This is a genomic window from Acinetobacter sp., assembly GCF_036666595.1.
GTDB lineage: Bacteria > Pseudomonadota > Gammaproteobacteria > Pseudomonadales > Moraxellaceae > Acinetobacter.
Genome location: NZ_JAVWVO010000008.1, coordinates 72,051 through 98,815 on the forward strand (window position 1 = coordinate 72,051; position 26,765 = coordinate 98,815).

At 39.1% G+C, this 26,765-nt stretch carries 19 protein-coding genes and 1 other RNA gene; 5 read left to right on the forward strand and 15 right to left on the reverse strand.

Annotated elements, in window-relative coordinates; translation table 11 throughout:
- Nucleotides 1–5: 5 nt before the first annotated feature.
- From kdpC to kdpA, 3 genes are read right to left on the reverse strand one after another with little or no spacing between them, the layout of a single operon-like run.
- Nucleotides 6–641 carry a potassium-transporting ATPase subunit KdpC gene (gene kdpC, locus RR876_RS11420; RefSeq protein ID WP_332478028.1) on the reverse strand — a complete coding sequence of 212 codons (636 nt, stop codon included), beginning with the start codon at nucleotides 639–641 and terminating at the stop codon, nucleotides 6–8.
- Nucleotides 642–650: 9 nt separating this feature from the next.
- Entirely contained in the window at nucleotides 651–2,663 is a 2,013-nt protein-coding gene (gene kdpB / locus RR876_RS11425) for a potassium-transporting ATPase subunit KdpB (RefSeq protein ID WP_332478029.1), read from the reverse strand.
- Between the two features lie 16 nt (nucleotides 2,664–2,679).
- Complete coding sequence (gene kdpA / locus RR876_RS11430; protein WP_332478030.1) at nucleotides 2,680–4,377, reverse strand: potassium-transporting ATPase subunit KdpA; 1,698 nt, start codon at nucleotides 4,375–4,377, stop codon at nucleotides 2,680–2,682.
- Between the two features lie 592 nt (nucleotides 4,378–4,969).
- Here kdpA and RR876_RS11435 point away from each other — a divergent pair.
- The gene (locus RR876_RS11435) at nucleotides 4,970–5,770 is read left to right on the forward strand and encodes an undecaprenyl-diphosphate phosphatase (RefSeq protein WP_332478031.1); all 801 of its coding nucleotides are present in this window, start codon (nucleotides 4,970–4,972) and stop codon (nucleotides 5,768–5,770) included.
- A 418-nt stretch (nucleotides 5,771–6,188) separates the two neighbouring features.
- Nucleotides 6,189–7,415, forward strand: coding sequence for an acetamidase/formamidase family protein (locus RR876_RS11440; protein ID WP_332478032.1), 1,227 nt, complete (start codon nucleotides 6,189–6,191; stop codon nucleotides 7,413–7,415).
- A gap of 408 nt (nucleotides 7,416–7,823) precedes the next feature.
- On the opposite strand, the gene RR876_RS11445 is transcribed toward RR876_RS11440, so the two are convergent.
- The 6 genes from RR876_RS11445 to ssrA form a co-directional block, all read right to left on the reverse strand.
- Entirely contained in the window at nucleotides 7,824–11,201 is a 3,378-nt protein-coding gene (locus tag RR876_RS11445) for a TIR domain-containing protein (protein WP_332478033.1), read from the reverse strand.
- A 406-nt stretch (nucleotides 11,202–11,607) separates the two neighbouring features.
- Entirely contained in the window at nucleotides 11,608–12,762 is a 1,155-nt protein-coding gene (locus RR876_RS11450; RefSeq protein ID WP_332478034.1) for a hypothetical protein, read from the reverse strand.
- A 68-nt stretch (nucleotides 12,763–12,830) separates the two neighbouring features.
- Nucleotides 12,831–13,091, reverse strand: coding sequence for a hypothetical protein (locus RR876_RS11455; RefSeq protein ID WP_332478035.1), 261 nt, complete (start codon nucleotides 13,089–13,091; stop codon nucleotides 12,831–12,833).
- 538 nt (nucleotides 13,092–13,629) lie between these two features.
- Entirely contained in the window at nucleotides 13,630–14,568 is a 939-nt protein-coding gene (locus RR876_RS11460) for a hypothetical protein (protein WP_332478036.1), read from the reverse strand.
- A gap of 1 nt (nucleotide 14,569) precedes the next feature.
- A complete protein-coding gene (locus RR876_RS11465) occupies nucleotides 14,570–15,799 on the reverse strand; it encodes a tyrosine-type recombinase/integrase (RefSeq protein ID WP_332478037.1) in 1,230 nt (409 codons plus the stop codon).
- Between the two features lie 176 nt (nucleotides 15,800–15,975).
- Nucleotides 15,976–16,334: a transfer-messenger RNA gene (gene ssrA / locus RR876_RS11470) on the reverse strand.
- 130 nt (nucleotides 16,335–16,464) lie between these two features.
- Between ssrA and glpK the strand changes: the two genes are divergently transcribed.
- On the forward strand, nucleotides 16,465–17,949 hold the full coding sequence (glpK, locus tag RR876_RS11475; RefSeq protein WP_332478038.1) for a glycerol kinase GlpK: 1,485 nt from the start codon (nucleotides 16,465–16,467) through the stop codon (nucleotides 17,947–17,949).
- A 100-nt stretch (nucleotides 17,950–18,049) separates the two neighbouring features.
- Here the strand turns inward: glpK and RR876_RS11480 are convergent, their stop codons facing one another.
- From RR876_RS11480 to RR876_RS11490, 3 genes are all read right to left on the reverse strand, one after another.
- Nucleotides 18,050–19,579, reverse strand: coding sequence for a DHA2 family efflux MFS transporter permease subunit (locus RR876_RS11480; protein WP_332478039.1), 1,530 nt, complete (start codon nucleotides 19,577–19,579; stop codon nucleotides 18,050–18,052).
- Between the two features lie 6 nt (nucleotides 19,580–19,585).
- The gene (locus tag RR876_RS11485) at nucleotides 19,586–20,737 is read right to left on the reverse strand and encodes an efflux RND transporter periplasmic adaptor subunit (RefSeq protein ID WP_332478040.1); all 1,152 of its coding nucleotides are present in this window, start codon (nucleotides 20,735–20,737) and stop codon (nucleotides 19,586–19,588) included.
- Between the two features lie 247 nt (nucleotides 20,738–20,984).
- Complete coding sequence (locus RR876_RS11490; protein WP_004694841.1) at nucleotides 20,985–21,482, reverse strand: thioesterase family protein; 498 nt, start codon at nucleotides 21,480–21,482, stop codon at nucleotides 20,985–20,987.
- A gap of 108 nt (nucleotides 21,483–21,590) precedes the next feature.
- On the opposite strand from RR876_RS11490, the gene hemB reads away from it, so the two are divergent.
- Nucleotides 21,591–22,604 (forward strand): porphobilinogen synthase, encoded by a 1,014-nt coding sequence (gene hemB / locus RR876_RS11495; protein ID WP_004694843.1) that lies wholly within the window; start codon nucleotides 21,591–21,593, stop codon nucleotides 22,602–22,604.
- 27 nt (nucleotides 22,605–22,631) lie between these two features.
- Nucleotides 22,632–23,741: a glycine oxidase ThiO gene (gene thiO / locus RR876_RS11500; protein WP_332478041.1), complete on the forward strand. Its 1,110-nt coding sequence runs from the start codon at nucleotides 22,632–22,634 to the stop codon at nucleotides 23,739–23,741.
- Between the two features lie 7 nt (nucleotides 23,742–23,748).
- Here thiO and RR876_RS11505 read toward each other — a convergent pair whose 3' ends face one another.
- The 3 genes from RR876_RS11505 to RR876_RS11515 all read right to left on the reverse strand — a co-directional run bounded on the left by RR876_RS11505 (nucleotide 23,749) and on the right by RR876_RS11515 (nucleotide 26,488).
- Nucleotides 23,749–24,669 carry a TIGR01777 family oxidoreductase gene (locus RR876_RS11505; protein ID WP_332478042.1) on the reverse strand — a complete coding sequence of 307 codons (921 nt, stop codon included), beginning with the start codon at nucleotides 24,667–24,669 and terminating at the stop codon, nucleotides 23,749–23,751.
- Nucleotides 24,670–24,722: 53 nt separating this feature from the next.
- Nucleotides 24,723–25,175 carry an ABZJ_00895 family protein gene (locus RR876_RS11510; protein WP_332478043.1) on the reverse strand — a complete coding sequence of 151 codons (453 nt, stop codon included), beginning with the start codon at nucleotides 25,173–25,175 and terminating at the stop codon, nucleotides 24,723–24,725.
- A 335-nt stretch (nucleotides 25,176–25,510) separates the two neighbouring features.
- Nucleotides 25,511–26,488: a sensor domain-containing diguanylate cyclase gene (locus tag RR876_RS11515; protein ID WP_332478044.1), complete on the reverse strand. Its 978-nt coding sequence runs from the start codon at nucleotides 26,486–26,488 to the stop codon at nucleotides 25,511–25,513.
- Nucleotides 26,489–26,765 lie beyond the last annotated feature (277 nt).

Genomic DNA, 26,765 nt, shown 5'->3' on the forward strand with positions numbered 1-26,765 from the left:
CTCTATCAACGTGTGGTCGATGACAATTGATCTAAGGCTAAATTTAGCTGTAGCACATTGACCCGCGCTTGCCCATAGATGCCGAATTGTGCAGGCTGGATTTGTTGTTGTACCAAATCACGCACTCGCTGCTCAGGTAAATGGCGTTGCTGTGCCACACGTTTCACCTGCAATAATGCACTCTCAGGTGAAATATCAGGATCAATCCCACTGCCGGATGCTGTCACCATCTCATTCGGCACGTGTTGCTCAATCATCTGATTATTTTGCGCAAACTGTGCGGTTCGTTCCTTGATCTGTTTTTGCAAATCAGGATTTGAGATTGCTAAATTACTGCCTGCCATGCCATCGACATTGTAACTTACCGCACTTGGTCGTCCATGAAAATATTGTTCACTAACAAAGTTTTGCCCTACCAAACTTGAACCAATAATTTTACCATTCAGTTCAATGACACTACCATTGGCTTGTTTGGGAAAGATCAACTGCGCAATCGAGACACTTGCTGTAGCGTACAACATACCTGCAATGAAAAAACCAACTGCAACCAAACCAAGACTCGGACGTAGGACTGAATGTCCTTGGCTAGATAATGCTAAGTCCTGTTGATTCAATTGCTCATGACTCAATAAAGTATTCATTTCCAACTCCTAAATCCACAAGGACACAACAAGGTCAATTAACTTGATCGCGATAAACGGAAAGATCACCCCACCTACCCCATAGATCAACATATTACGGCGTAACAATTGCAATGCACTGGCAGGTTTAAACTGTACCCCTCTTAATGCCAATGGAATCAACATTGGAATAATCAGCGCATTAAAGATCAAGGCTGAAATCACGGCACTGCTTGGACTACTCAATTGCAAAATATTCAGTACCCCAAGTTGTGGAATCGCCACGGCGAATAAGGCAGGTAAAATCACAAAGTACTTAGAGACATCATTTGCCAACGAAAAAGTGGTTAATGCGCCACGAGTAATCAATTGCTGCTTACCAATTTCGACCACATCCAGCAATTTGGTCGGATCAGAATCCAAGTCCACCATGTTGCCTGCTTCTTTGGCTGCTTGGGTACCCGAATTCATGGCTAAACCAATATCAGCTTGAGCCAACGCAGGTGCATCATTGGTACCATCACCGACCATTGCGACCAATTTTCCTGCTGCTTGCTCATTACGAATGCACGCCAATTTGTCCTCAGGTCTCGCTTCTGCAATATAGTCATCCACCCCTGCTTCGGCAGCAATCGCAGCCGCAGTCAACGGATTGTCTCCCGTGACCATAATGGTTTTGATGCCCATCTCACGTAGTAGCGCAAAGCGTTCTTTAATGCCTTGCTTAATCACATCAGACAGTTCAATCACGCCTAAAATACTGTGATTTGAAGCCACCACAAGTGGTGTTGCACCTTTAGAAGCGACTTGCTCTACACGAGTTTTAAGCTCAATGTTGTCTTTGATTTCTTGATGGGTAAATTTAAGAATGGCATCGACAGCACCTTTACGAATCGTTTGTCCCGTAGCCAAGTCCACACCCGATAAACGTGTTGAGGCACTAAACTGAATGAACTCTGCATCTTTCGGCTCTTGGATACTTTCACCTAATTCTTTCCCAAGGCTGATGATCGACTTCCCTTCAGGCGTTGGATCAGCAAAAGAAGTGAGCATTGCCGCTTGGCGTAACTCACTTGGTGTCACACCTGCCAATGGATAAAAAGCAGTGGCTTGGCGATCTCCATAGGTGATCGTGCCTGTTTTATCCAACAACAACACATCAATATCACCCGCAACTTCAACCGCTTTACCTGATTTTGCTAAGACATTGGCTTTTAAAGCACGGTTCATCCCCGCAATTCCAATCGCAGGCAGCAAGCCGCCAATCGTGGTTGGAATTAAACAGACCAATAGGGCAATCAGCAAAACCATACTGATTTTGATCCCGACCATTGAACCAATAACAGGTAAAGTCAGCACCACCACAATAAAGGTGATGGTCATGATATTCAGTAAAATACTGAGTGCGATCTCATTCGGCGTTTTCTGACGATTGGCACCTTCCACCAAGGCAATCATACGGTCTAAAAAGCTATGCCCTGCCTCATTACTAACTCGAATAATAATTTCATCGGACAAGACCTTAGTTCCACCAATCACCCCTGAACGGTCGGTATTGGCTTCACGTAGTACAGGCGCAGATTCACCTGTAACGGCTGATTCATTGATGGTTGCAAAGCCTTGAATAATCTCACCATCCGCAGGAACAATTTCACCTGCTTTGACAATGACAAGATCATCTTTTTTGAGTAGATTTGCAGAAATCACTGTAGGTACGGCATTTAAATCGAGAATACGATTTGCAGTTAGGTTTTCACGCGCCTGACGTAAAGATGCAGCTTGTCCCCGACCTTTGGCTTCTGCAACCGCCTCGGCATAATTGGCAAATAAGACCGTGACCAATAAAATCAAGCTTAGGACTAAACCAAAACCTAAACTGGCATTTCCCATCAAAGTGGCAACAAGACTTAAAACTGTTCCCACCCACACACATGCCATCACTGGATTTTTAAACGCGTGTTGAGGCAACAATTTATGGAAAGTTTGCTGAATAATTTCTTTATTCAAGATATCCATCTGTTGTGTCGCATTTGAATGTTTCATTGTGCTTGCTCCACGCTTAAACTTTTATCGATAAATAGTCAGCAATTGGCCCAATCACCAACACTGGCATGAATTGCAACAAGGTCAGAATCAACACAATCCCGATTAAAGTCAGGGCAAAGGTTGGAGATTCGATCTGTAAAGAACCTTTGCTTTCGGCTGCTTGCGGTTTGGTTGCTAAACTGACTGCAATTAAGACTGGAATGATCAGCACGCTATAACGCCCTGCTAATAACGCCACGCTCGCACTCAGATTCCACCATACCGTGTTATCGCCTAAGCCTTCAAAACCCGAACCATTATTGGCGTAGGCAGAGACATACTCATAAAACACTTGGCTAATCCCATGGAACGCTGGATTGGAATTCCCCGTAATCGATGGAAATGCAATGGCGATAGCCGTCAAGCCAAGAATCACCACAGGCTGTAACAGAATCACCAGTGCTAACAACTTAATTTCAGTGACTTCAACTTTTCGCCCAAATAATTCAGGGGTACGCCCTGTCATCAAACCTGCGATAAATACCGCTAAAAATAGGTAAATAAAGAACTGTAATAGACCGCAGCCAATCCCACCCCAAATGGCATTGATCAACATATTGCACAGTTCAACCAATCCCGTCAGTGGTGAGGCAGAGTCATGCATCATATTCACAGAGCCGTTATTCACTTGTGTGGTCAAACTTCCCCATAGTGCGGATGCTTCTACACCGAAGCGAACTTCCTTACCTTCCATCCATCCAACATTTGGAGTGAGCGAAGATTTTTCAGCCCACAGGGTCAATAGCGTTGAAGAAAGAGACATCAGCAACATGCTGCCAAAAATCATCCACATCAGTTTTTTACGTTGAATAAAACGCCCAACCATAAACACCGCAGAAAGTGGAATCAGTAAAATCGCAATCATCTCAATCACATTGGACAATGGTGTGGGATTTTCTAAAGGCACACTACTGTTTGGGCCATACCAACCGCCACCGTTACTACCCAGTTGTTTAATCGCCACCATCGGTGCAACTGGGCCGAGTGGAATATGTTGAGTTTTGACTTCTGTGCTTTGCTCTAAAACTTGCGCTGTTGGCCCCGCAGATAAGGTTGCTGGCACACCTTGAAAAGTGAGCAGTAAAGAAAAAATAAATCCCAAAGGAATGAAAAATCGAAATAGTGGTCGAATGATATCCATCCAGTAATTACCCAGATTAATACGATTCCATTTGTTTTGATCTAGGTCTTGTTGTTGAGCAGATTGTAAAAATAACGCTCTTAACATCGCGACTAATAAGGCAAGTCCCATAATTGGCGACAAATATTGCAATCCCACAATCACGGTCATTTGCGATAGATAAGAAAGTTGAGACTGCCCCGAGTAATGCTGCTGGTTGGTATTGGTCAGGAATGAAATGGTGGTATGTAAAGCCAAGTCCCAATTCATATTCGGAATATGATTAGGATTCAATGGTAGCCATGCCTGTGTCATTAAAATAGTGACACTCGCCCCAAGCAGTAGAACATTGCTCAGAACAAAGGCACCTAGATATTGCCGCCAGCTCATGCCCACTTGCTTCACATTTAGAACAGCGTAGATTGGTTGTTCAATCCACTTAAAAAAGCGGTCACTCTTCATTGGTTTGGCTTGCATCACATCCGCAAGATAAGCACCTAGCGGATAAGCCAACAGCAATGAAAAGACAAATACAGTAATAAATTCCCACATAGCAAAAGCCATTTAAAATAGGTCAGCGTTAGTATGGAAATTGAGGGCGTAAATTCTCTATATTCAAAAATGCGGATGGCGTAAACTTTGCGTAAATTATTCTATTTAAAATTAAATAAGCATCTTTTTCTTCTTATTATTTCAACTTCTCTAATTCCGATGACAACTCAGTCAAAAAAGTGAAGTAATGATTGGCTTGCTCTTTAAACAGCATCAGTTAGATCTAGATATTGTTGGGCCCCATTTCGATTTCCATGCAATTTTTTTCATCTAAGAAGAAGATAATTCAAGGTCTACGCAAGAATAATGAAAAAAATTCATTTAGAGCGTTGAATAGGGTTCAAGAGTTTTGATCGCTGAATAGAATATGATTTTAGGATATTTTCGTTTGGATGCACCATTCTACGGTCTTCATCATTTTCTTCATTCAGAGGACACCCGCCACGACCCTAAATACACATACAGCACATGAATACTCTATCCATCTCAAGACCTATGACATAAAAAACTAAAAAATTTCCTCCTCCCCATTTCAAAGTGGCACGAAATGCCTTACAACAGATTCCAATTTTTAATTATTAATTTTTTATTTATGCACAATTTGGAATTACTTAAAGCCTTGTTCTTAGGGCTTATCGAAGGATTAACGGAGTTTCTACCGATTTCCAGTACTGGGCATTTGATTCTTTTTGGTCATCTCATTGATTTTCAATCCGATGCGGGACGTGCATTTGAAGTCGTGATTCAGCTCGGTGCAATTTTGGCGGTTTGCTGGTTGTACCGACACAAAATTATTGAACTAGTTCGAGGCTTTTTTTCGGGTGATCAGCACGCGCGACGCTTTGCCATGAATGTCATCTTGGCCTTCATTCCTGCAGTGGTCATTGGTGTGCTAGCTGTTGATTTTATTAAACAAGTGCTATTTAGTCCGCTTGTAGTCGCATGTGCATTGATTATTGGGGGATTGATTATTTTTGCAGTAGAAGCTCGAAAAATTGAGCCTAAAACTATCGAAGCGACGGATATTACCATCAAACAAGCCATTATCGTTGGCTTTGCACAATGCGTCGCAATGATTCCAGGAACTTCTCGTTCAGGTGCCACCATCATTGGTGGTATGTTATCGGGACTTTCGCGTAAAGCAGCAACGGAATTTTCTTTCTTCTTAGCCATGCCGACTATGCTCGGTGCAGCTACCTATGACCTAATTCGCAATGCGAGTGTGTTGACCTCTGATAATTTATTGAATATTTCTATCGGCTTTGTCGCAGCCTTTATTGCGGCATTACTTGTTGTAAAAGCTTTAGTAAAGTTTGTAGAAAAACATACGTTAAGAGTGTTTGCTTGGTATCGCGTCGTTTTAGGTGTGATTTTATTAATTGTATTTTTATAATTTTTACCAGCTCAAATTGAATATGATACTTCTCCATTTTATCAATCTGTCAGACTAAATTTGAGCTCAACTCTTCTTAACCCCAATTTATTTTCCATCAAATAATCTTTTTACTGTTGTATGGCTTGAATACATTTTTCGTTGATAAATTTATTTAACTTGGGTAGGCGATTAGAAAATTTAAATATAAATCCAATGTCTCTCTCATTCTTCTTATCTAGTAAATCCCAATTAAAGTATCTTGCCACTTAAAATTCCAGTGCTTTATCACTTAGTATGAATGCACTAAATTTAATCAGATAAATGTATACCAATAGTGCATTTTTCATTTAAACCTTCCAATAATAATGCTTTCGCTGTGGCATAGAATTTGCTGTAGACATACTTGCAATATTTTTAATTATTTAAGGTATATTCTATGTTTAAGCGCACACTCCTATCACTTTTTATTTTCAGTACTCTTGGTACTTCAGTAGTCTATGCGGATAGTTTTAATGTTCTTAAGCAAATATCAAATAAACCCGTTCAACTAAAAGATGGTGAGTACAAAGGTAATTATTATGTACCTTCGACTTTAAATACTATCACTTGGGGATATTTACCAAATAAAGATGCTAAACCTGTTATTTCTGTTCCTTCTGGAAGTGTGGTGACTTTTGATACAGTTTCACATGAAGGCTTATTAGAAGACCAAGGGCGCGATGCAGAAAAGTACTTTAAATCAAAAGGTGTTAAAGACGCCTATATCTTAGATGAAGCAAAAACTATTACAAAATCGAATTTAAAACATGATTTTCATAAAGATGGTCCACATATAGTGACTGGGCCTATTGAAATACAAGGTGCTCAACCAGGAGATATCTTAAAAGTAGAAGTGATTAAGGTTGAACCGCGTGTTCCTTATGGCGTAATTTCTAACCGTCATGGTAAAGGTGCGTTGGTTGGCGAGTTTCCTAAGAAACCAAAACAAGAAAATGCTTCTGCTACTCATCCAGAACGCTATGGTAATGTTTCTGTATTTACCCCTATAGAAAAAAATGCCAAAGGTGAATATGAGGGTGCTCTGAAAACAGAGTCAGGGAAAGCGATTCGTTTTCCACTATATCCGTTTATGGGCATTATGGGGGTAGCGGCTAACACATCTGAGCCTGTACATTCTGTACCTCCAGCAATGTATGGCGGGAATATCGATATTAATGAATTAGGTGCTGGATCAACTGCATATTATCCAATACAAGTCTCTGGTGCACTTTTCTATACAGGTGACAGTCATTTTGCGCAGGGCGATGGAGAGGTTGCATTAACAGCGCTTGAGGCATCCGCACGTGCAACGCTTAAATTTACTTTATTAAAAACAGGCAAAGATAAAATCCCAGGTAAGGAAATTGTACAACCCTTAGCTGAGAATGCTGAATTCTGGATTACACCAGGATTAGATGAAGATTTAGATGAAGCAATGAAAAAGTCTACTCGTGAAGCAATTCGTTTTTTAAACCAGGAGTATGGAATTGATGAAGCACTCGCTTATGCTTACTTAAGCGCAGCTACAGACTTTGAAGTTTCACAAGTTGTAGATAGAACTAAAGGCATACACGCTAAAATACGTAAAGCAGACTTCAAAGAGTTTAGTGAAGAACAAAAATAATCCTAATAAGAATTCCCCCTTGAAAGCTAACTTTATAATCTGGTTTTCAAAGGGTGAATACTCTTATGATAATTTATATCGATACACATCCCTTCAAAGTTTCTTAAAACTGCAAGTTATTTAGTACACAACAAGCCGAAAACTTACCTTAAAAATATATGCTAGGATAAATTGAAAGCAACACTATTTACGTTTATATTCAGGCAAGAAAAAAGGCTTGATCCCTTTAGAATCAAGCCTTTCATCTACGGTGGCGTCAATTGAATTAAACATATAAATATCTATTTTATATAGAAAATTTAATTAAATAAAAATCATGTGATACATATAGTGATACAAATTAAAAAATTATATAAACACAAATCTATCAATGAGATGAATATAGTCCCCAAAAATCGTAGGCTTAAATTATGAATTATGCTTCGTCAACTTACCTTCATATTGATTAACATATATTTGACCTAACCGCCCTGCAATTTCAGGCTCATAAGAAGGATTATCCATTAAATTTAGAACATCCTTTAATTTTCTCACAATATCACACCAAGCCTCATTTCTATCTGCAAAACTACTTAAAGATAGTGCTTTTTGAGGCGCTGCTTGAAATTTCGAGAGAATATTAATATTAGTCCATAAACATTGCTTAATAATGATAGGAAAAATAATAATATCTCGTCCATTATGTGAGCTTTTAAACAATTCCTTTCTTTCAATAGCAACCATTAGTTCTTTATTAAAAATATAGTCATTAGCTAACCAACTTGGACTAATCAACATACAAATAATATCACTATCCCATAAATGCTTCTGGATTTCCGTATCCCAGATAGTACTAGGGATTAGCTGACTACAGTGCCAATGATCAATTAACCCCTCTCTTTTAAGTGGGTGTAAATGAGTTATAAATTCTTGAACTTCTCTATAATCATCTGTAGAGTGAGAAATAAATATTTTTCTCATAGCTACCTTTCTATTAGTAAATAATCGAAAGTCAGCAGATCGATAAATTCTATTATTACAAGTAAATAGATCAGTTGAATTACCATCAAAACTATCAAGATTGTTATCTATACTTTCAACATCAACATACTCAACTTCATTAGGCGCTAGGGCGAACTTTTTGTAATTATAACCTACTAGTTGATTGTCTATAAATATCATAATATCTTTAAGAAATTCTTCGCTAATTGGATTTCTATTTTTAGAATAAGTACTTATACGTATAGAAGGTTTTCTTAAATTAGAATTATCATCCAATGGGATCATACTATTCATCCCTATTATTTCACCCAAATCGAAATCTAAAAGAACTAAAGGTTGTTTTTTTCTATTATCAGCCACCAGATCAGAATCTAGGTTTTCAAAAAATACAGCCTTGTTCCTCCATAGTAGATAATCAACATCTTTCAATACATTATTACTACTCAAATTACTTTTATATTTAACTAAGACCTCTGTAAATATATTAACATGATAAAAATCTTCAAATCTGTATTCAATAAAAGGTTTATCAAATGAATCTAGAAAAATCTCTTCAGCTAGAGTAACTTCATTATTTAAATAATTAGGTGCAATATAAAGCTCCTCCCCATCTAACTTATTAGGTGCTTCAAAATAAATTTTATTGTATAACATAAATGCTGAAACATAGTCAGCTACATCACCAACCCCAAACTCACCAATTACACTATCAATTTCATTTTTCTTATAAAAACCTAAAGACCCCTTATCAACTTTATCTACTGATAAAATATTATGGATTATCTCATTCAATTTAGATAAATCCAAAACAGCATATTCAGAAAGTATAGATAGTTTTTCTAATCCTAATCCACTCTGTTTAACAAAATTATTTAGCTTCTCATCTGATATCCAATAAATACTCATTGTAATATCAAGCCATTCCAATATTTGAATAAAATTGCCATCCCAACCAATTTCTTTGTTTTCTTTAAAAAATATTTGCTGTATGTGATCAATACTAATAATAAATTGTTTTTTTCTACTCAAAGTTATTTTTAATTTTTCTTCTATTTTAGCTAAAATTTTTGGATAACTTTCAGCTTTTGAATAGTTCTTGATAATTTCTTTTAAATTATTTTTAACCTGTCCAGTATAATTTAAAAAATTTCCTTCTGTCAGTGATGGAAAAGTTTCAAAACCAGAAATAAACGGATATCTATTTTTAAGTGTTAATCTATCTAAATCATACTCAGGCGCATAAACATTACTTGAACAATTCGGATTTTGAATCAAATGTAACCTAACATTTTCCTCATTAGCCCTATTACTATTGAAAAATTTAGATTCAAGTAGTTTTTTTTCTCTATTAATGAAATATGAAACACTTCCTAACCAATAATTGAGCGGATACGTAATTTCAGTCTTTGATTCATTATCAGAATTTTTTCTATCAAAATAAGACCTATGATAGATATATTGATTATTACCCCAAAGAAAAACATATAAAGCATTTGTTGAGAAAAAACTATAATGAGTATTGTGATAGTAATCTTGCCCACCGAAGTCAAACCCCTTAACTTCGATTAACTTATCATTTTCATAAAATTCATAATTAAATATATTTATACCCTCTGTACTATTACCCTCATACTCAAAATAATCATTATCTTTATGCTTCAAGACCTTATATAAAGTTGTTTTACCAACTCCCGTATTCCCTAAAAATATTAACTTAACTCTATTTACCTCAATGACATCAAAAAATATATCCCTTAACTCTCTATACCTCTCTGGTAAACTTTTTTTCTTTAGAGCAGACAGCATAAGATCTGGTAAATTATTCTTTTCGAGTTCAACCTTAATATAACTTCCATCATTCTTTTTCTCAAAGATCTTATACGGCAATTTTAAAAAATTTATATAATTTACAGAAAGATTTAATCTTAAAAAACATTCAGGTAGATTTTTATAAATACTAAATTTTCTTATTTTTGAATTACTGAAGTCCATATATCCAATACGGTTAAAATCCGCACGTATTGAGACATCATCAATCTCATTTAAATTATTAATTAATTTAAATATTTTGAGATTTTCATAATTACCTTTTAATTCAAAATTTACAAATCTATTATTACTCAGCTCTAGAACTTTAATTTTTTTTGAATCAAAGCTTGTTACAACATCAAAACTACTAATTTCTGAACTAATATTAATAACATCGACAGGATTATTTTTTATTGATATTTCCTTAATACTTTCCATACGATTTATCAACTTTAATGTTTTTATATTATTATTATCCAAATTTAAACTAATCAAACTCGATAAATCAAAAAATTCAAGAATTTTCAATGAATTAAGATTTGCTTCTGATAAATCCATCTTTATAATTTTTGATCTATCATCAAAAATAACTCTTTTTTCAATTTCCTTTTCATTTATATGAGGTAAATAATCACGTATAAAATTACTAAAATCCGCTAAATTTCGTTGTTTCTCTTTGCTTAAAGCTTCTAATTTTATTTGCTCTGGATCTGGTTTTGAGAATGTATACTTTTTACTTACTTGGACATTAATAGTTTTTGGCTTTTGATTAGCGACTTTAGGTCTAGTACTTCGCTTATTAATTGTAAAACTATCGTGGATTTGACTGCTGGAATTTTTTATTCTTAGATAAGATATCAATTGATCCTGTTCTTTTGTTGAAATGATATCTTCAGCTTTACGCTGAGACAATCCTGCATCTTTTATTTGTTCCAAAATTTTATCTACTGGTCTCCCTACGCTTAGAGCTAGTTCTTTTACAATCTTGTCCGTCATACTTTTCTCTACATTTACTAATTAATAGCTAAATTTTTTAAAAATTTTAATATCTAATTGTATTTTATTATTTATTATATTTAAAGCTTTAGTATTTCAGATAAGTTTTATATACGAAAATTCTTAACTTTATATGCAGATAAAATCTTAATCAAAGTATAAGGTGTTCAGAGTTAGCTCAATTTTTTTAAATGGTCTCCACCCAGCATTTTCCTAATTTTCTAAGACTTCGTCATTTCTCAAATTAGGTTAAGTTGGGGTTAAGTAAATGTTAAGTTTCATCGTAGAAGAAGTATCTTAGTAAGATATATAAGTTATTAGGCAGAATCATTTCATAGAAAATGCCGTGAACCTTACTATAACAAGGCTACGGCGTCCTTGTAGCTATAAATTAACTACAGCAATTTTACGAGTAATGCTTAAAGTTCTTAGCTAAGTTACAAACTGCATTCACCACCAATCTATTCAATTCAGCATTCATTTCTATATCAGGAATGAGCTTTCTTAAGTTCCGATATGAATCAAAATACGGTTCTTTCTCCATGCCATAGACATCAATTTTGTTCATATAAACATCCACTTGATGACTAGATGCTTCTGCTTTTAAATGTGTAAATCGAAGCCCTTTAAAGCTTTCCAACAACAACTGTCGGATGTTTGAAAATGAATTATTCAGCCGTTTTAGTACAGGGGCTTTAATATTTTTCTCCACACGAATTCGCCATTCTCTCTCAATTAGTGGCATACCATTCTGATCCGTCTGCTTTTGGTATATATGCCAATACTCATTAGCTAATCTATGATTGATGCCGATATTGAAACCATCTGTTAACTTTCTGTGGAGTACAATTGGATTAACAGGAATAGGTATAAATACGCCTGTTTGCGCTTTAAAGACCCTAAAGTTAATTGTAGTACTTGGAAGCCTTAACGCCTTTAGAAGCGCCGTAGCAAGCCCTAAATGCTTATATCCATAGAAGTCTAAAGCTACTTCCAACTCCACAATCTTCATACTCTCTTTAATCAAACCAAAATGATCTAAAAGACCACATCGCTCATTTAAAATCTTTTGAGAATTCATGTCATGCAATCGAATTACATATCCATTAAAGCTTTCTTTGATGTAATGTCTAATACCTGTTTTCTCGGTTAAATACTTTTTAATATCATGCCGAGTAGAAGATTTTTTAATTTCAAAATAAATATCTAAAAAGTCTACTCTCGCTCTCATCGTAATGTTCATAGCCTTAAAGTCATAGCTATGGATATTGGATAAAATTTTAGTTTCCAGTTGATCCGCATTTTTAGCATTATTTGCATAAATTAATTTCATATTTTCAATGATTAAATCAAGCTCATCATTAGAAGTATGAATATTGAAACTTAAATTCCTTTTTTCAACTGGTTTACAGACCTCTCTTGTTTTTAGACGAAGAATTTCACTTTTAATAGCCTTCATTTCTTCATAGTGGTACTTACTAAATGGATCAACAAAATCTAATTGATCCAATCTATCTATCAGTTTTTGATGCTCTACACTCAATGCCGTTAAATTATTCAATCTCTTTACTCCCTAAATGGACATGAAAAAACGGCTCATTGAGCCGTTTTTGATTAGAAGGCGATCATTTAAGATTGAACTTCACTTTGTTGTAGCATCTCAATTTGATGATCAACTTTGTCATTAAGCTCCTCAATCATCTGATCAATAGATTTCTGATTAATGCCTAAACTTTTGATCATTTCATCCAGATCATATTTCGGCATTAACCTTTCGAATTCATCCCAATCAAATTCACCTACAAAAATGTCATCCCATTTTTCTGATGATTTAACATCATCAAAAACTTTTAATGCGATTTTAGTAGCTACTTGAGTTTTTACGTCCATGATTTTCTCCTTTAGGACTTAGTGTTTAGCAATAGATGTGGAAGCTTTTATAAAGGCATCCAACGTCCGCTGGCTGTAGAAAATTTTTCCGCAACGCTGTTCAAACCTTAGGGTGTAAACTTCTTTTGAAGTTCGATTATTTGAAAGAAATGAGTACCACTGCTTTACTGTTTTAAATGGCAATTTGTTTGCCAAATATTCAGATGCTTGTGGGCGAGTGTGCCATGTATACTCAGGAATCATGACTGCAACTTTCTTTTGTTATGCCACTCAACTAAATCTGTGTGTGAAAAGAACACGGGGGATTGTCGAGTATTTCCTAGCTTAATCGGTCTTGGAAATGACGGATCTCGTAGAATTAAGATCCGCAGTGTATCTCTTGATACATCAAGCATTTGACATGCTTTTCGATATGAGATTTGAAGAGGATACATTTGTGAACTCCATGCTCGTTGCGGTGGAGTCATACTAAAATGCTTACTATTTTTCCAAAATATCTATTTTTTTTGTAATGGTTAAGTTTGATCGAGTTGACCAATTAAATTTTAATCAGTTGTTTTTTCATTCCTACTTGTGAGGCATGATCAGGTAGATTAGGGATTTTTCTTTCTGTTAACCAAGTACTGGCAATAGTCTTATTCTGGGGAGTTTTTTCAAAACCTAAAGACTTCAAATGTTGATTCACTTTACTTGCTACTTCATTCTTACTTAAGCTTTGATCTTTACTCCATAAATCTATAGCGAACTCAATCCCTTTTCTTTTTTTAGGTATGCGCTTCTTATTTATAATTTCAATTGTTCTATTTCGCTCCTCCTTTAACTTAAGTTTTCTTTGCTCTTTTATTTCCACTAATACGGAATCCACCTCTTCTTTTAAGAAAAACACTGAAGCTTGAGTTAATTTTAACTTTAAAGACATTAACTCATAATGATGGATAAAATCATTTAATAAGACGGGAAAAAAATCCCCTTTTTTATTTATCAAAGCACTGCCAGTATGAGCCATTAATTCTTCAGCATATAGAATGTAGCCAACCCTATTAATGTCAGCATTCCCTAAAATTGATAAGCAAGTATCTACGTAACAATAGACTGTACCGAGTTCACTCAACATCATTTCGTTTAATTGTAAACTCTTTTCAATTTCTATAAATTTTAGCTCATGTTCGCTACCTATTTTTAGATACCGTGAAACCATGTATTCTTCAGAATTATTACTATCTGAATCAAGTTGTCTTTTCTTTAATCTGCTTATAATTTTTATCTTGTCGAATAGTGGCAGATCCTTGTCCGATATTGATAATGCCAATTCATTCAATTGCTCATTCTCTTGAGTCATATTTAAATTATTACATCTGTTAAGCTCTGCTACATATCCTGAAAAAACAGTAAATATACGTAATTTATTAGCAACAATAGATTCAATAAATTTGCTTTTCAATAACTTATTAACATCAGTTAAAGATAACATTTCCATCTTAATTTACCTTTTTAAACTGAATAACTTTCATATCTGCTAACTCTTCAAGATAGTCGGCATACCACTGCATCAAACGTGCACGATCTTCCAAATATTGTGCTTTGTTATACACACCTGCTACACCATCTTTTACATGTGCAAGTGCAGATTCAATATGACGCTCATCAAAGCCTTTATTGTTCAATATCGTACTCGCAATATGTCTAAATCCATGCGGTGTTTGACGACCTTCATAACCAAGACGTCGCAAAGCCATAATAAAGACTGTGTCTGATTTAGGCTTATTCTTGTTAGATCTACTCGGAAACAGATAATCTGATTCTGAATGAATGCTTTTAAGCTCTTGGAGTAATTGAACAACTTGTTTTGATAATGGGATGGTATGCTCACGGCGCTTTTTCATACGAAAGTCAGGAATAGTCCAAAGCGCATTTTCTAAATCAAACTCTTCCCACTTAGCTTCACGCAATTCACTTGGTCTAGTAAACAACAAAGTAAGCAATTGCAACCCAATACGACTATCTAACGCTGGATAATTTTTAATAGCTCGAAGTAGTGCTGGCAATTCATTTTCCGACACATGAGCCATATTCTCTTTTTTACCCTGAATAAGATATTTCTGCATACCTTCTAATGGATTGTAATCAATACGCCCCGTAACCTTTGCATAATCGTAAATATCACGACACATTGCACACATACGTTTTACTTGTTCATAGATCTTTTGCTCAAGTTGAATACGCTTGAGATATTCCATCCATTCAATCGGTCGAATAGAAACAAATAAACGTTTTCCAAACATTGGGAAAATATGTTTCTCTAATGCTCCTTTGTTGCGTGTCATGGTATCTGCTACCCATTGAGTTTGCTTCGTATCAAGCCATTCACGGGCTAATGCTTCAAAGGTAGCATTATTCGTTTCGAGTTCTTTAATCTTCCGCTCTTGCTTACTAATAATCGGATTCTCACCATTACCGATATCATTCAACAACTCTTGTGCTTTCTTTCGAGCTAACTTCCCTTTAATCGCAGGATACCCACCCAATCCAACCCAAGACCATTTTCCATCGGGTTTCTTGTATCGCAATTGCCAAGATTTATTACCATTCTTTTGTACAAAGAAATAAAGCCCATTACCGTCTAATTCTCGATAGTCTTTATCTTCGGGCTTTAAATTTTCCAGTGTTGTATCTGATAAAGGGCGCTTTTTAATATCCGAACGCTTCATTGTGTATCACAGTGGTTTCAATAATTTATCAATGATACACGATGTGATACATGATACAAACTCATATACTCGGTTAAGTTCAGTTATGTTCAGGCATAAAAAAAGGCTTAAACCCTTACGGTTTAAGCCTTTTCGCTTTATATAACGTCATATTCAGTCATATTAAGCTAGGTATTTGGTGGAGGTGGCGGGAGTTGAACCCGCGTCCGCCAGCACTACGCTCGAGAATACTACATGCTTAGATATCGTCTACTGTTTTAACTTTTTGTGACCCGACGAACAGGGTACAAATCGCGATCCTCTTAATTTAGTACAAAACCCCGAGGCTTGGTTTTATACGGACTTGTGTGCGTGCGCTTCAGTCGGACTCTCTAACCACAAGTATTCGGAGAGGCGGACAAGCTGCCCTTAGGCAGCTAGAGCGTATGATTCGTCGTTTGCGACTAAAAAATGCAAATTTGATTTACGAGAGAAAATGCGCTCTCGACATGCATCTATGAGTTTCATCACCAGCGTCGAAGCCAGAAACACCCCCAAAGTAGCGGCAATCATAGCATAGTTGCTAGAAAATACGATCTATTTTCTAAACAAACACACATATTGATGCGCTTAATTACATAATTGCGCTAATATTTTGGTTTTCAAGTCCAACAATAAAATAATTTATGAGCTACTTACTTGCACTCGACCAAGGAACCACTTCGAGTCGTGCCATTATTTTCAATGAACAAGGTCAAGTTCAGGCAACGGCGCAACGCGAAACACGTATAAATACCCCTCAATCTGGCTGGGTAGAACAAGATGCCCAAGAGATTTGGAGCTCACAAATTGCCGTTGTACAGCAGGCTCTGGCCTCTGCTCGCATTTTAGCCAAAGACATCAAAGCCATTGGTCTTACTAACCAAAGAGAAACGACAGTGGTTTGGGATAAACGCACAGGGCAACCGCTTGCACCAGCCATTATCTGGCAAGACCGTCGCGCATTTGAATGGTGTAATCAGCTCTTACAGCAAAATCTAAAAGATAAGATTCAATCCAAAACCGGACTCCGAATTGACCCTTACTTTAGTGCAGGAAAATTGGTCTGGTTACTTGAGCATGTCAATGGTCTACGCACACTGGCTGAACAGGGGCATGTGGCTTTTGGCACGATCGATAGTTGGCTGATTTGGAATCTCACCCAAGGTGCTCAACATGTCATCGAAGTCAGCAATGCTTCTCGCACCATGCTGATGAACTTAAGTACGCAGCAGTGGGATGAAGAGCTGTTAGATTTATTTAATATTCCACCTGCATTACTGCCAAAAATCATCAACTCTGATACCTATGTCGCCGATACCGCGGCAGGTTTGCTCGGTGCCAATATTCCGATCACAGGCATATTAGGCGACCAGCAGTCTGCACTTTTTGGACAGTCCTGTTTTGACATTGGGACTGCGAAAAACACCTATGGCACAGGTTGTTTTATGCTGTTCAATACAGGCGAGACCGTTCAATACAGTAAAAATAAACTGCTTTCGACGCTGGGTTGGAAAACCCAAAATCAAACCACCTATGCCCTAGAAGGCAGTGTATTTATGGCCGGTGCGATTGTTCAGTGGCTACGGGATAATTTAGGCATTATTCAAAAAAGTAGCGATGTTGAAAAATTAGCTTGTACAGTTCAAGATACCGATGGCGTGATCCTTGTTCCTGCCTTTACTGGACTCGGTGCTCCACACTGGGACAGTGAAGCACGTGCCCTATTATGTGGAATGTCTCGCGGCACCAATAAGGCCCATATCGCCCGTGCAGCCTTAGAGTCGATTGCTTTTCAAGTCTCGGATGTACTGACCGCCATGCAAGCCGATATTCAGCAACCGCTGAAAGAGCTCCGCGTCGATGGTGGTGCCAGTCAAAATGACATGCTTATGCAGTTTCAAGCCGATATTTTAAATGTGCCTGTACTACGCCCTAAAATGCAGGAGTCGACCGCATGGGGAGCGGCGGCCATGGCGGGTTTAAGGTCTGGCGTATTTTCAAGCTTGGACGAAATTGCACAGTCTTGGCAGCTTGAACGTGCCTTTGAACCAAAAATGAGTCCAGATCAACGTGAATTTCACTTGCAACAATGGCAATCTGCCTTGAAACGCGCAAAGTCAGAACTTTGATTATTTAAATATCTCTATTGCTTTGGATATCAAAAACATCATAAAACTGCATAACATGCAGAATAAAAAACCGCTTCTAGAAAGCGGTTTTTTTATTACCCTAATGCGTATGTCCGCCACCACCAGCCCCTATTTTAGGCTTAGGGCAGAGCCAAATAATAGATGCTGCAAATAGAAACACCAAGGCTAAGATCAGGAAAATATAGTTTGCCGACAAGGTCAACGCTTCTTTATCCACCAAACTAGAAATATAGCCTAATGCACCTTCCGCGCTCATTCCCTGCTGCATCAACACCGACTGGGTTTGCTCTGTATGCAAACTGCCAACCATTTCGCTACGTGCAACTTTGGTATGGTCGTCCCAAATAGTGACAGCAATAGAGGCGCCTATCGCACCTGCCATGGTTCTTAAGAAGTTCATTAAACCTGCGGCAGATGCCATTTCATGCGGCAATACCGATGACAGTGCCATGTTTGATAATGGGATAAAGAAAAATGGCACAGCAAAGCCCTGCAAGATTTGCGGCAATGCCAATGCAAAAAAGTCAGCATCTGTGGTCCAGAACGAGCGCATCAAGGTCACTCCGCCCAAGATACTCAAACCAAAGCTGGCCAGTGCACGTTGGTCATATTTGGTTGCCAATTTCGCCACAATGGGTGACATGGCTAAACTACCAAAACCCATGGTTGCGGTTAAATAACCTGCCCAAGTTGCGGTATAGCCCAAATTAATCTGTAACCACTGCGGAATCAGTACAATACTACCGAAAAATGCGCCAAAGCCAAAGGCCAGCGCCAACACAGAAATCGTGAAACTACGGTATCTAAAGATTTGGATATTCACCACTGGATGCCGTTCGGTCAGCTCCCAAATGGTAAAAATCACCAAGCCAATCACAGCCGTTAAAGCCAGTACCACGATCACAGGGCTATTAAACCAGTCACGTTCATGTCCCAAATCGAGCACGAGCTGTAATGCCCCAATCCATAAAATCAGGAGGATCAATCCACCGCGATCAATTTTGAGTTTGGCCGTTGCTGTTTCCGCAGGTTTAAGCAGACGCATCGCAGCAAAAGCACACGCAATACCGACAGGGATATTAATAAAGAAGATCCAGTGCCAAGACATGTTGTCACTGATCGTCCCCCCTAAAATCGGACCAAGAATCGGGCCAACCACCGTCGTCATTGCCCACATGCCCATCGCTTGGGATTGCTTTTCTGGAGGAAAAATCCGCATCAGTAACATCTGACTGAGCGGCATGATCGGGCCACCAAACAAACCTTGGCCAATTCGGCAAAAAACCAGCATTTCTAAACTGGTCGATAAACCACACAGTACCGAAAATATGGTGAAACCAATCAGACTTAAGGTAAAAACCCTCACGCCACCAAAACGACCTGCGAGCCAGCCTGTTAAAGGGACACAAATCGCTTCAGCCACGGCATAAGAGGTAATCACCCATGTCCCTTGCGAACTTGATACCGCAAGACTTCCCGTAATATGAGGCACAGAAACATTGGCAATGGTCATGTCGAGCACGACCATAAAGTTGGCCAAAGCGAGGACGAAGGCCGCCAGCATCAGGCGACTACCCTTTAAGTCACCATAGGGAACGTAGCTATTCATGCGCAACTACTTCGATTTTAAATCGATTTGAGCTTCCATAGACAAGCCAACACGTAAAGGATGTTCAGCCAACTCTTTCGGGTCAAGTTGAATACGTACAGGCAAACGCTGTACCACTTTAATCCAATTGCCTGTAGCATTTTGTGCAGGAATCAGCGCGAAGGCTGAACCTGTTCCACCAGAGAAGCCCAAGACCGTGCCATGGAACTCAACCGAGTCACCATAGAGGTCTGAGGTTAAAACCGCTTTTTGACCTGGGCGTACATTTTCAAGCTGGCTTTCTTTAAAGTTCGCGTCGACATATAACTGTGAAATTGGAACCACTACCATGAGCACTGAACCTGGCGCCACACGCTGTCCAACTTGAATTTTTCGACTTGTCACCACCCCATCAAAAGGCGCTTTAATTTCAGTACGTTCAAGATCAAGTAAAGCTTGTTTTAGTTTTGCTTGAGCAACCAAAACATCGGGAGTCGAATTTTCATTGCTGCCATGAATTAAAGCTTCATTTGCAGCCAAGTTACTTTGTGCAGCTTTCTGACTGGATTTTGCCTGTGCCCAACCCGCTTGCGCCAAGTTATAGCCTGCTTGCGCATTATTTAAAGCAGCTTGTGCCGTGCTTAATTCTTCTTTAGAAATCGCGCCTGTCGCACTCAACTGCTGACGACGGTTCAAATCATCTTGCGCTTTATCCAACTCTGCTTTGGCTTTAGCCACTTGCGCTTCAGCACTGTGAATGGCGTCATCGCTAACAAAGACTTGCGAGTTTAAAGAGCTGCTGTTGGCCGCACTTTGTTTATACTGGCGCTGTGCTTTAAGTAGTTCGGCTTGAGCTTGGGCTACAGCAATTTCGGCATCACGATGATCGACCAAAACCAGCACATCGCCTTGCTTTACAGTTTGCGTGTCACTGACCAAAACTTTTTCAACTTGGCCTGTCACCATAGAGGTAATCGAGGCCGTTTCTGCACCCACATAAGCATTATCAGTTGAAACCGAATGGTTAAAGAACAGTTTCCAAATCAAGAATAAAATGGCAGCAATGATCAGGATCACAGCGATGAAACCTAAGCTTTTCTTACGTTTAGCTTTTAGTGCTTGATCATTGATTTGATCGGCTGGATCAGTATCTGGCAGTGTATTTGAGGCATCTGTCATTGATTTTTCCTAAATCTAACAGACTTGGTCAGCCGGCATCATCCCTGCGAAAGGGACATCAGACAAATATTGCCTGCATTGGTGTCGATGAGAAAGTCACAATAAAATTTGATGCATTCTAAGAGCAAATAATCACATTTTGAGAAAATAAATTGTAACTGGTCAGTCTATTTTAGTTTTCAGCATCCAACTTCCTATTAGATGCTGTAAATTTCACTTGAATATTAAATACTTAATTAATTTAGAACTAATAGGCATAGGAAGCAATCGCTGTGGCAATCGATTTGCCTTCATCATTGACCATGGTCATGCGCATCGTGCAGCCTTTGCGCCCCAATCTTAGGGTTTCTGCACGAGCAATAAAGTATTTTCCACGTCCCGGTGCGAGATAATCAACCCGCATATCGACTGTAGCTAAACGGGATACTTTTTTAATGGTGTCCGCAATCGTGTCAGGTTCCGCTTTTTTATACAGCTCTCCCATCGCCACAATGCCACCAATACTGTCCAAAACCGTTGCAGCCACGCCCCCGTGTAGAATTTGGAACGCAACATTGCCAATTAAGTAATCTTGCATATCGATATAGGCTTCAATTTGCCCGTCAACGACTCGCATGGTCATGGTGTTGTGCTTAAAAAATGGCGACGCATTAAAAGCCTTAACCAACTGCTCAAAAACCACATCAATATCCACTTTTGCTCCTAAGTGTATGCTGCCCGTCCAGCTTTTTTCACCACTACTCATAACAATCTGCTTCACTCTTAAAACAATAAAAACCCGTCAATATGTGCCCAAAGCCATAAGATAGGTCTACAATACTGACCTAGTTTAATACCGATTATCGAGATTTGTATGACCTATACGTTCAATCGTCCCGCCTTCCCCGCTACTCGCATGCGCCGTATTCGTAAAAATGAACATCTGCGCTCTATGGTTCGCGAGACCCATTTAACGACAGATCATCTTATCTATCCAGTATTTGTCCTACCGGGACAGAACCAGACGCAAGACATTCCCAGTATGCCGAAGGTGCAGCGTCTATCTGCAGACTTACTCTTAAAAAAAGCGGAACGTTTACTCGAACTTGGCGTATCGAAACTGGCGCTATTTCCGGTTACTCCCCAAGAAGATAAGAGCTTAAGTGCCGAAGCAGCATGGCGTGAAGATGGTGTGGTTCAAAACACGCTACGTCTGCTCAAAAAAGAATTACCTGAAATGGTGCTGATTACCGATGGCGCACTTGACCCGTATACCACGCATGGTCAAGACGGCATTATTGATGAAACAGGTTATGTACTCAATGACGAAACCGTTGAAGCACTGATCAAACAAGGGTTAAGCCATGCTGAAGCTGGAGCAGATGTCTTTGCGCCAAGTGACATGATGGATGGTCGTATCGGTGCGATTCGTCAAGCCTTTGAAGCCAATGGTCATATCTACACCTCAATCATGGCCTATTCAGCAAAATACGCGTCGAGCTTCTATGGCCCTTTCCGTGATGCGGTCGGTTCATCCAGCAACCTCAAAGGTGGCAACAAATACAACTATCAAATGGATGTCGGCAACCGCGCAGAAGCATTACATGAAATTGCCCTTGATATTCAAGAAGGGGCTGACATGGTGATTGTGAAACCGGGTATGCCGTATTTGGACATTGTCCGCGAAGTCAAAGACAACTTCGGCGTGCCAACTTTCGTTTACCAAGTCAGTGGCGAATATGCCATGCTCGCAGCGGCCATCCAAAACGGCTGGTTATCGGACAGCGTGATTATTGAATCACTGATGAGCTGCCGCCGCGCGGGTGCAGATGGCATCTGGACCTATTTTGCAGAAGAAGCGGCACTGAAACTAAAAGACATGAAATAACAGCGCGTTTAAAAGGATTGAATTGCAATGCATATTGCCATCATTGGCGCAGGAATCAGTGGTTTACTGACAGCGCTTGAGCTGATTGAACACGGCTGTTCGGTTGAGATTTTTGACCAACAGCAAGCGGGACAAGCAGCTTCATGGGCAGGTGGAGGGATTCTCTCCCCGATGTACCCATGGCGCTATCCACAAAGTGTCAATGACCTCGCCAAATATGGCAAAAGCATGTATCAAGCATGGAACGAAAAAATTAGCCCAGTCTCGGGGATAGATTTTGAAATCCATGAAACAGGTATGCTGATTTTTGATGAAACTGATTTTGACATTGGCCTAAATTATAAAGATCAACATCAAGAACCGATGCAGCATTGTGAACTTTTACAACGCGAGCAACTAGAACAGGTCAATCCACGCATTTCCTCACGCTTTCAACAAGCCATCCATTTTCCGCAGTTGGCCAATGTCCGCAATCCGCGACTGCTCAAATCGATTGTGGAATATCTCAAACGGCAGCCACAAGTCACCTTTCATGAGCAAGCGTGGGTACATTCGTTTGACATGTTCAATCAGCAAGTTCAAGGGGTAAAAACTGCCGATGGTCAGAGCTATTCAGCGGATCATGTGGTGATTGCAACAGGCGCATGGTCACAGCACTGGTCCGAACAACTCCAGTGCAGCATTCCAGTGAACCCAGTACAAGGGCAAATGTTACTGTTTAAAACCCCAGAAAACTGGCTACCAACCATGTGTATGAATCAGGTTATGTATCTGATTCCACGTTTGGACGGTCATATTGTTTGTGGTTCAAGTATGGCGGATGTCGGTTTTGACCAACGCCCTTCTCTACAAACCCAGCAAAATATTTATAAAGCATGTTTGAACATGGTACCTGAGCTGGCCGATTTCCCAATTGTGAAGCATTGGGCGGGTCTACGCCCAAGTTCGCCAACGGGCGTCCCTTATATCGGCCCCTTCCCTGAAATAGCCAATCTCTGGGCAAATTTCGGTCACTATAGAAATGGTCTATGCATGGGGCCCGCATCTGCACGACTGCTACGCGAATTGATGTTGGGCCAAAGCTTAACGGTTGACGCCAGTGCCTATAGTCCTGAGCGTTTGGTAAGCTTTGCTTGATCAAACGCTACTTGGGTAAATTTTGCGGTTGAATAATGTGGATCAAGGCTTCTTTTAAAGTGGGATATTTGAACTCAAATCCCTTTGCCTTCAATGCTTCTGGGCGAACAAACTGACCATTCAACACCAGTTGAGACTGTTCGCCTAAAAGTAACTTCAGCACAAAAGCGGGTAAAGAAAGTAAAGGTTTACGTTTCAGAATTTGCGCTGCGGTTTGTGCAAACGCTGACTGGGTGACTTTTTCTGGACTGACGACATTAAAAACTTGTGCAGTGGTTTCATGTAGCATTAAAAACTCAATCGCTCGCAGCACATCTTGAATATGCACCCAGACCACAGGTTGCCGCCCCGAACCAATACGTCCACATAAGTTCATTTTGATCGGAAACAACATTTGCGGCAAAATGCCTGACCCACGCCCAAAGACCACGCCTAAACGAATAATTTTGGTATTTTGCGACGTGTCTTGCCGTGCAGATTGTTCCCATTTTTGACACAACTCTGACATAAAAATAGACTGCGGAGCTGACTGCTCATTACAACACGCTGACCATTGTTCAGTCGGATCGATACCATAATAACCCACTGCTGAACCTGAAATAATACATTTCGGTTGAATCTTTCTTTTAGCGAGATATTGATAGAGCATCGTCGTCATTTCAACGCGACTGGCGATCAGCTTTTGTTTGCGGGCATCTGTCCAACGCCCCTGAGCAATACTTTCCCCAGCCAAATTCACCACATAATCAATGCGATCATGCTTGAGTTCTTCTAAAGCTCGAATCCAAGTCAAATGCGGGTGAATTTTAGGAGGATTCTTCTGTCGGCTTAAACCAATGATCTCATAATCTTTTTCTAATAAATAATTGAGCAAGTTTGAACCAATAAAACCACTTGCTCCTGTCACCAATACACGTTCTTTTTGCATAGCGTGATCTCAAATGATGCTTTTGATCAAACTATAGCATTTAGCCAAGCGCTTTACGATTGATCGATCATTTTTGCCGCCATACGCTCCGCTTGTTTGCCATAAAACCAATAGGTCAGCACATATAGCGGAATCGCGATCAATAAAACCAGAATCACCACCATACTGATAAACTGTGGTTGTTGGACATAGAGCATAAAGTTTTGCCCAACTTCGGCATCGCCCTGCGTAAAGATAAATAACCCCAACATGAGAAAGGCAAAGTTATAGCTCCAAAAAATCAGACTAAAACCTAAAGTGAATTTCTTCCGCTCCGCTTGGGTTGGCGCACGGCGCTGTTGCTTAATAAATTTATGTAAAACCCAAATCATGGCCACCAAATAAGGTACAGCCGTTAATACTGCTCCCATCCCCGTCGGAAGTAGTGCAGCGAGTACACCACAGACACAGCTAAAGACAAAACATATGAAAAAAAACCAGAGAAAATATCGTGTTAGCGAAATCATAGCGCTACTTTAAACCCAGCCAAAAAATCATTATAAAAAAAATTCAGTTTTTTTTCATTTTCATGTCAACCAATCGAAGTTGATGCGCGTTAAATAGGGTACAAGGTCGCAGCAACCGTCAACATTGTACCGGCATCCACAATACGTACGGTGACCTTTCCTAGAGCAATAAGATTGGCTCCAAATTTAAATGTTGTCAGCAGCCGACATTTAAGCGTGAAGCAGTTTTCTTTGACCGACGATTTCATCATCACTCGAATCGTCGGTCTTTATTTTTTTGAGGACTGATTTTTGCAGTACTCCCCCACCTCAATAGATGAAGAAGCCCTTAAAAGTTAATATGAGTTTAAGTGCTGAACGTCTGCCGCATCCTGAATGACATAACCATTACGCCCCTGTTCTTTGGCCAAATACAAGTTCTGATCGACCTCTTTTAAGAAAGCCATTTTGTCATTTTTATGCGTTGGGATAATGGTTTTCACCCCCAAACTGACCGATAAACGCTGATCCAATGGCGATGAGCTATGGCAAATATCAGCGGTTCGGATACTCTGTAAAATACGCTCCACCACTTCAATTGCAGACGCTTGTGAGGTATCGGGTAATATCAAAACAAATTCTTCCCCACCAAAACGCGCCACCAAATCACGTGGACGTGAGACACTTTTTTTCAGTATTTGTGCAATTTGTTTCAGGCAAGCATCACCAAGAATATGACCATTATAATCGTTATATTGTTTAAAATAATCGATATCTAATAACATGAGGGTCAGTGGTTGCTGTTCACGCTGTGCATTGAGCCACTCGCGTTGGTAGCTATCTTCAAAGAAGCGGCGATTGGCAATTCCTGTTAGACCATCTTGATACGAATATTCTTCCAGTTGCTTTTTCAGCGTTTCTAATTCTTGTTCCTGTCTTTTACGTTCAGAAATATCGAACATAAATCCAACCAAGCTATCGACCTCCCCATCTGGTTTTCGCACCACATGCACCACATCGCGAATCCAAATATATTCTCCATTGCTGGTCAGTGCGCGATAGTCTGCCTCATGATCAACCCCAGAAATTGATTGTGCTACACAAAAATCAACCACCCAGGCACGATCATTTTCATGCATTCGCATCGCCCAATCTTCGACTGTTCTCCACGAATCCTGCTTCCAACCCAGCACTTTTTCAATTTGTGGGCCAATATAACTAAACGTTTTAGTTTCCCAATCAATACTCCAAGGAATAGCAAGTGTGGATTCAATCAGTGTCTTATACACCAGATCATTGATGATACGGGGCGAATTGAAAATAGAATCAGACATAGTTACGTTCTCCTTATACGCTGTCCTACTCAATACATGACTTATTTTTTAGACATTCTGCATAAATCATTCTTATAAAGTCTCAAAATTGAATCCGTGAGTAATCTGCTCATTTCCTTTATGGCTATGACACGATATACAATTTCATAGAATTACATAATACCCTATTAAAAGAACATTTTTTAATCATAATTTATCTATTTACTATAGTGTTAATCATATAAACCCATCACTTTCTTTTTCACATAATCACTCACCGATTCCTCTGTGCAGTTTA

What these genes read in the sequence shown, in the direction of transcription:
- RR876_RS11445 (WP_332478033.1), bottom strand. Translation starts at nt 11,201, where the DNA reads ATGACGGACAAGATTGTAAAAGAACTAGCTCTAAGCGTAGGGAGACCA.
- hemB (WP_004694843.1), top strand. Translation starts at nt 21,591, where the DNA reads ATGACCTATACGTTCAATCGTCCCGCCTTCCCCGCTACTCGCATGCGC.
- RR876_RS11480 (WP_332478039.1), bottom strand. Translation starts at nt 19,579, where the DNA reads ATGAATAGCTACGTTCCCTATGGTGACTTAAAGGGTAGTCGCCTGATG.
- glpK (WP_332478038.1), top strand. Translation starts at nt 16,465, where the DNA reads ATGAGCTACTTACTTGCACTCGACCAAGGAACCACTTCGAGTCGTGCC.
- RR876_RS11505 (WP_332478042.1), bottom strand. Translation starts at nt 24,669, where the DNA reads ATGCAAAAAGAACGTGTATTGGTGACAGGAGCAAGTGGTTTTATTGGT.
- kdpC (WP_332478028.1), bottom strand. Translation starts at nt 641, where the DNA reads ATGAATACTTTATTGAGTCATGAGCAATTGAATCAACAGGACTTAGCA.
- thiO (WP_332478041.1), top strand. Translation starts at nt 22,632, where the DNA reads ATGCATATTGCCATCATTGGCGCAGGAATCAGTGGTTTACTGACAGCG.
- RR876_RS11515 (WP_332478044.1), bottom strand. Translation starts at nt 26,488, where the DNA reads ATGTCTGATTCTATTTTCAATTCGCCCCGTATCATCAATGATCTGGTG.
- RR876_RS11455 (WP_332478035.1), bottom strand. Translation starts at nt 13,091, where the DNA reads ATGGACGTAAAAACTCAAGTAGCTACTAAAATCGCATTAAAAGTTTTT.
- RR876_RS11440 (WP_332478032.1), top strand. Translation starts at nt 6,189, where the DNA reads ATGTTTAAGCGCACACTCCTATCACTTTTTATTTTCAGTACTCTTGGT.
- RR876_RS11435 (WP_332478031.1), top strand. Translation starts at nt 4,970, where the DNA reads ATGCACAATTTGGAATTACTTAAAGCCTTGTTCTTAGGGCTTATCGAA.
- RR876_RS11460 (WP_332478036.1), bottom strand. Translation starts at nt 14,568, where the DNA reads ATGGAAATGTTATCTTTAACTGATGTTAATAAGTTATTGAAAAGCAAA.
- RR876_RS11465 (WP_332478037.1), bottom strand. Translation starts at nt 15,799, where the DNA reads ATGAAGCGTTCGGATATTAAAAAGCGCCCTTTATCAGATACAACACTG.
- RR876_RS11510 (WP_332478043.1), bottom strand. Translation starts at nt 25,175, where the DNA reads ATGATTTCGCTAACACGATATTTTCTCTGGTTTTTTTTCATATGTTTT.
- kdpA (WP_332478030.1), bottom strand. Translation starts at nt 4,377, where the DNA reads ATGTGGGAATTTATTACTGTATTTGTCTTTTCATTGCTGTTGGCTTAT.
- RR876_RS11485 (WP_332478040.1), bottom strand. Translation starts at nt 20,737, where the DNA reads ATGACAGATGCCTCAAATACACTGCCAGATACTGATCCAGCCGATCAA.
- kdpB (WP_332478029.1), bottom strand. Translation starts at nt 2,663, where the DNA reads ATGAAACATTCAAATGCGACACAACAGATGGATATCTTGAATAAAGAA.
- RR876_RS11490 (WP_004694841.1), bottom strand. Translation starts at nt 21,482, where the DNA reads ATGAGTAGTGGTGAAAAAAGCTGGACGGGCAGCATACACTTAGGAGCA.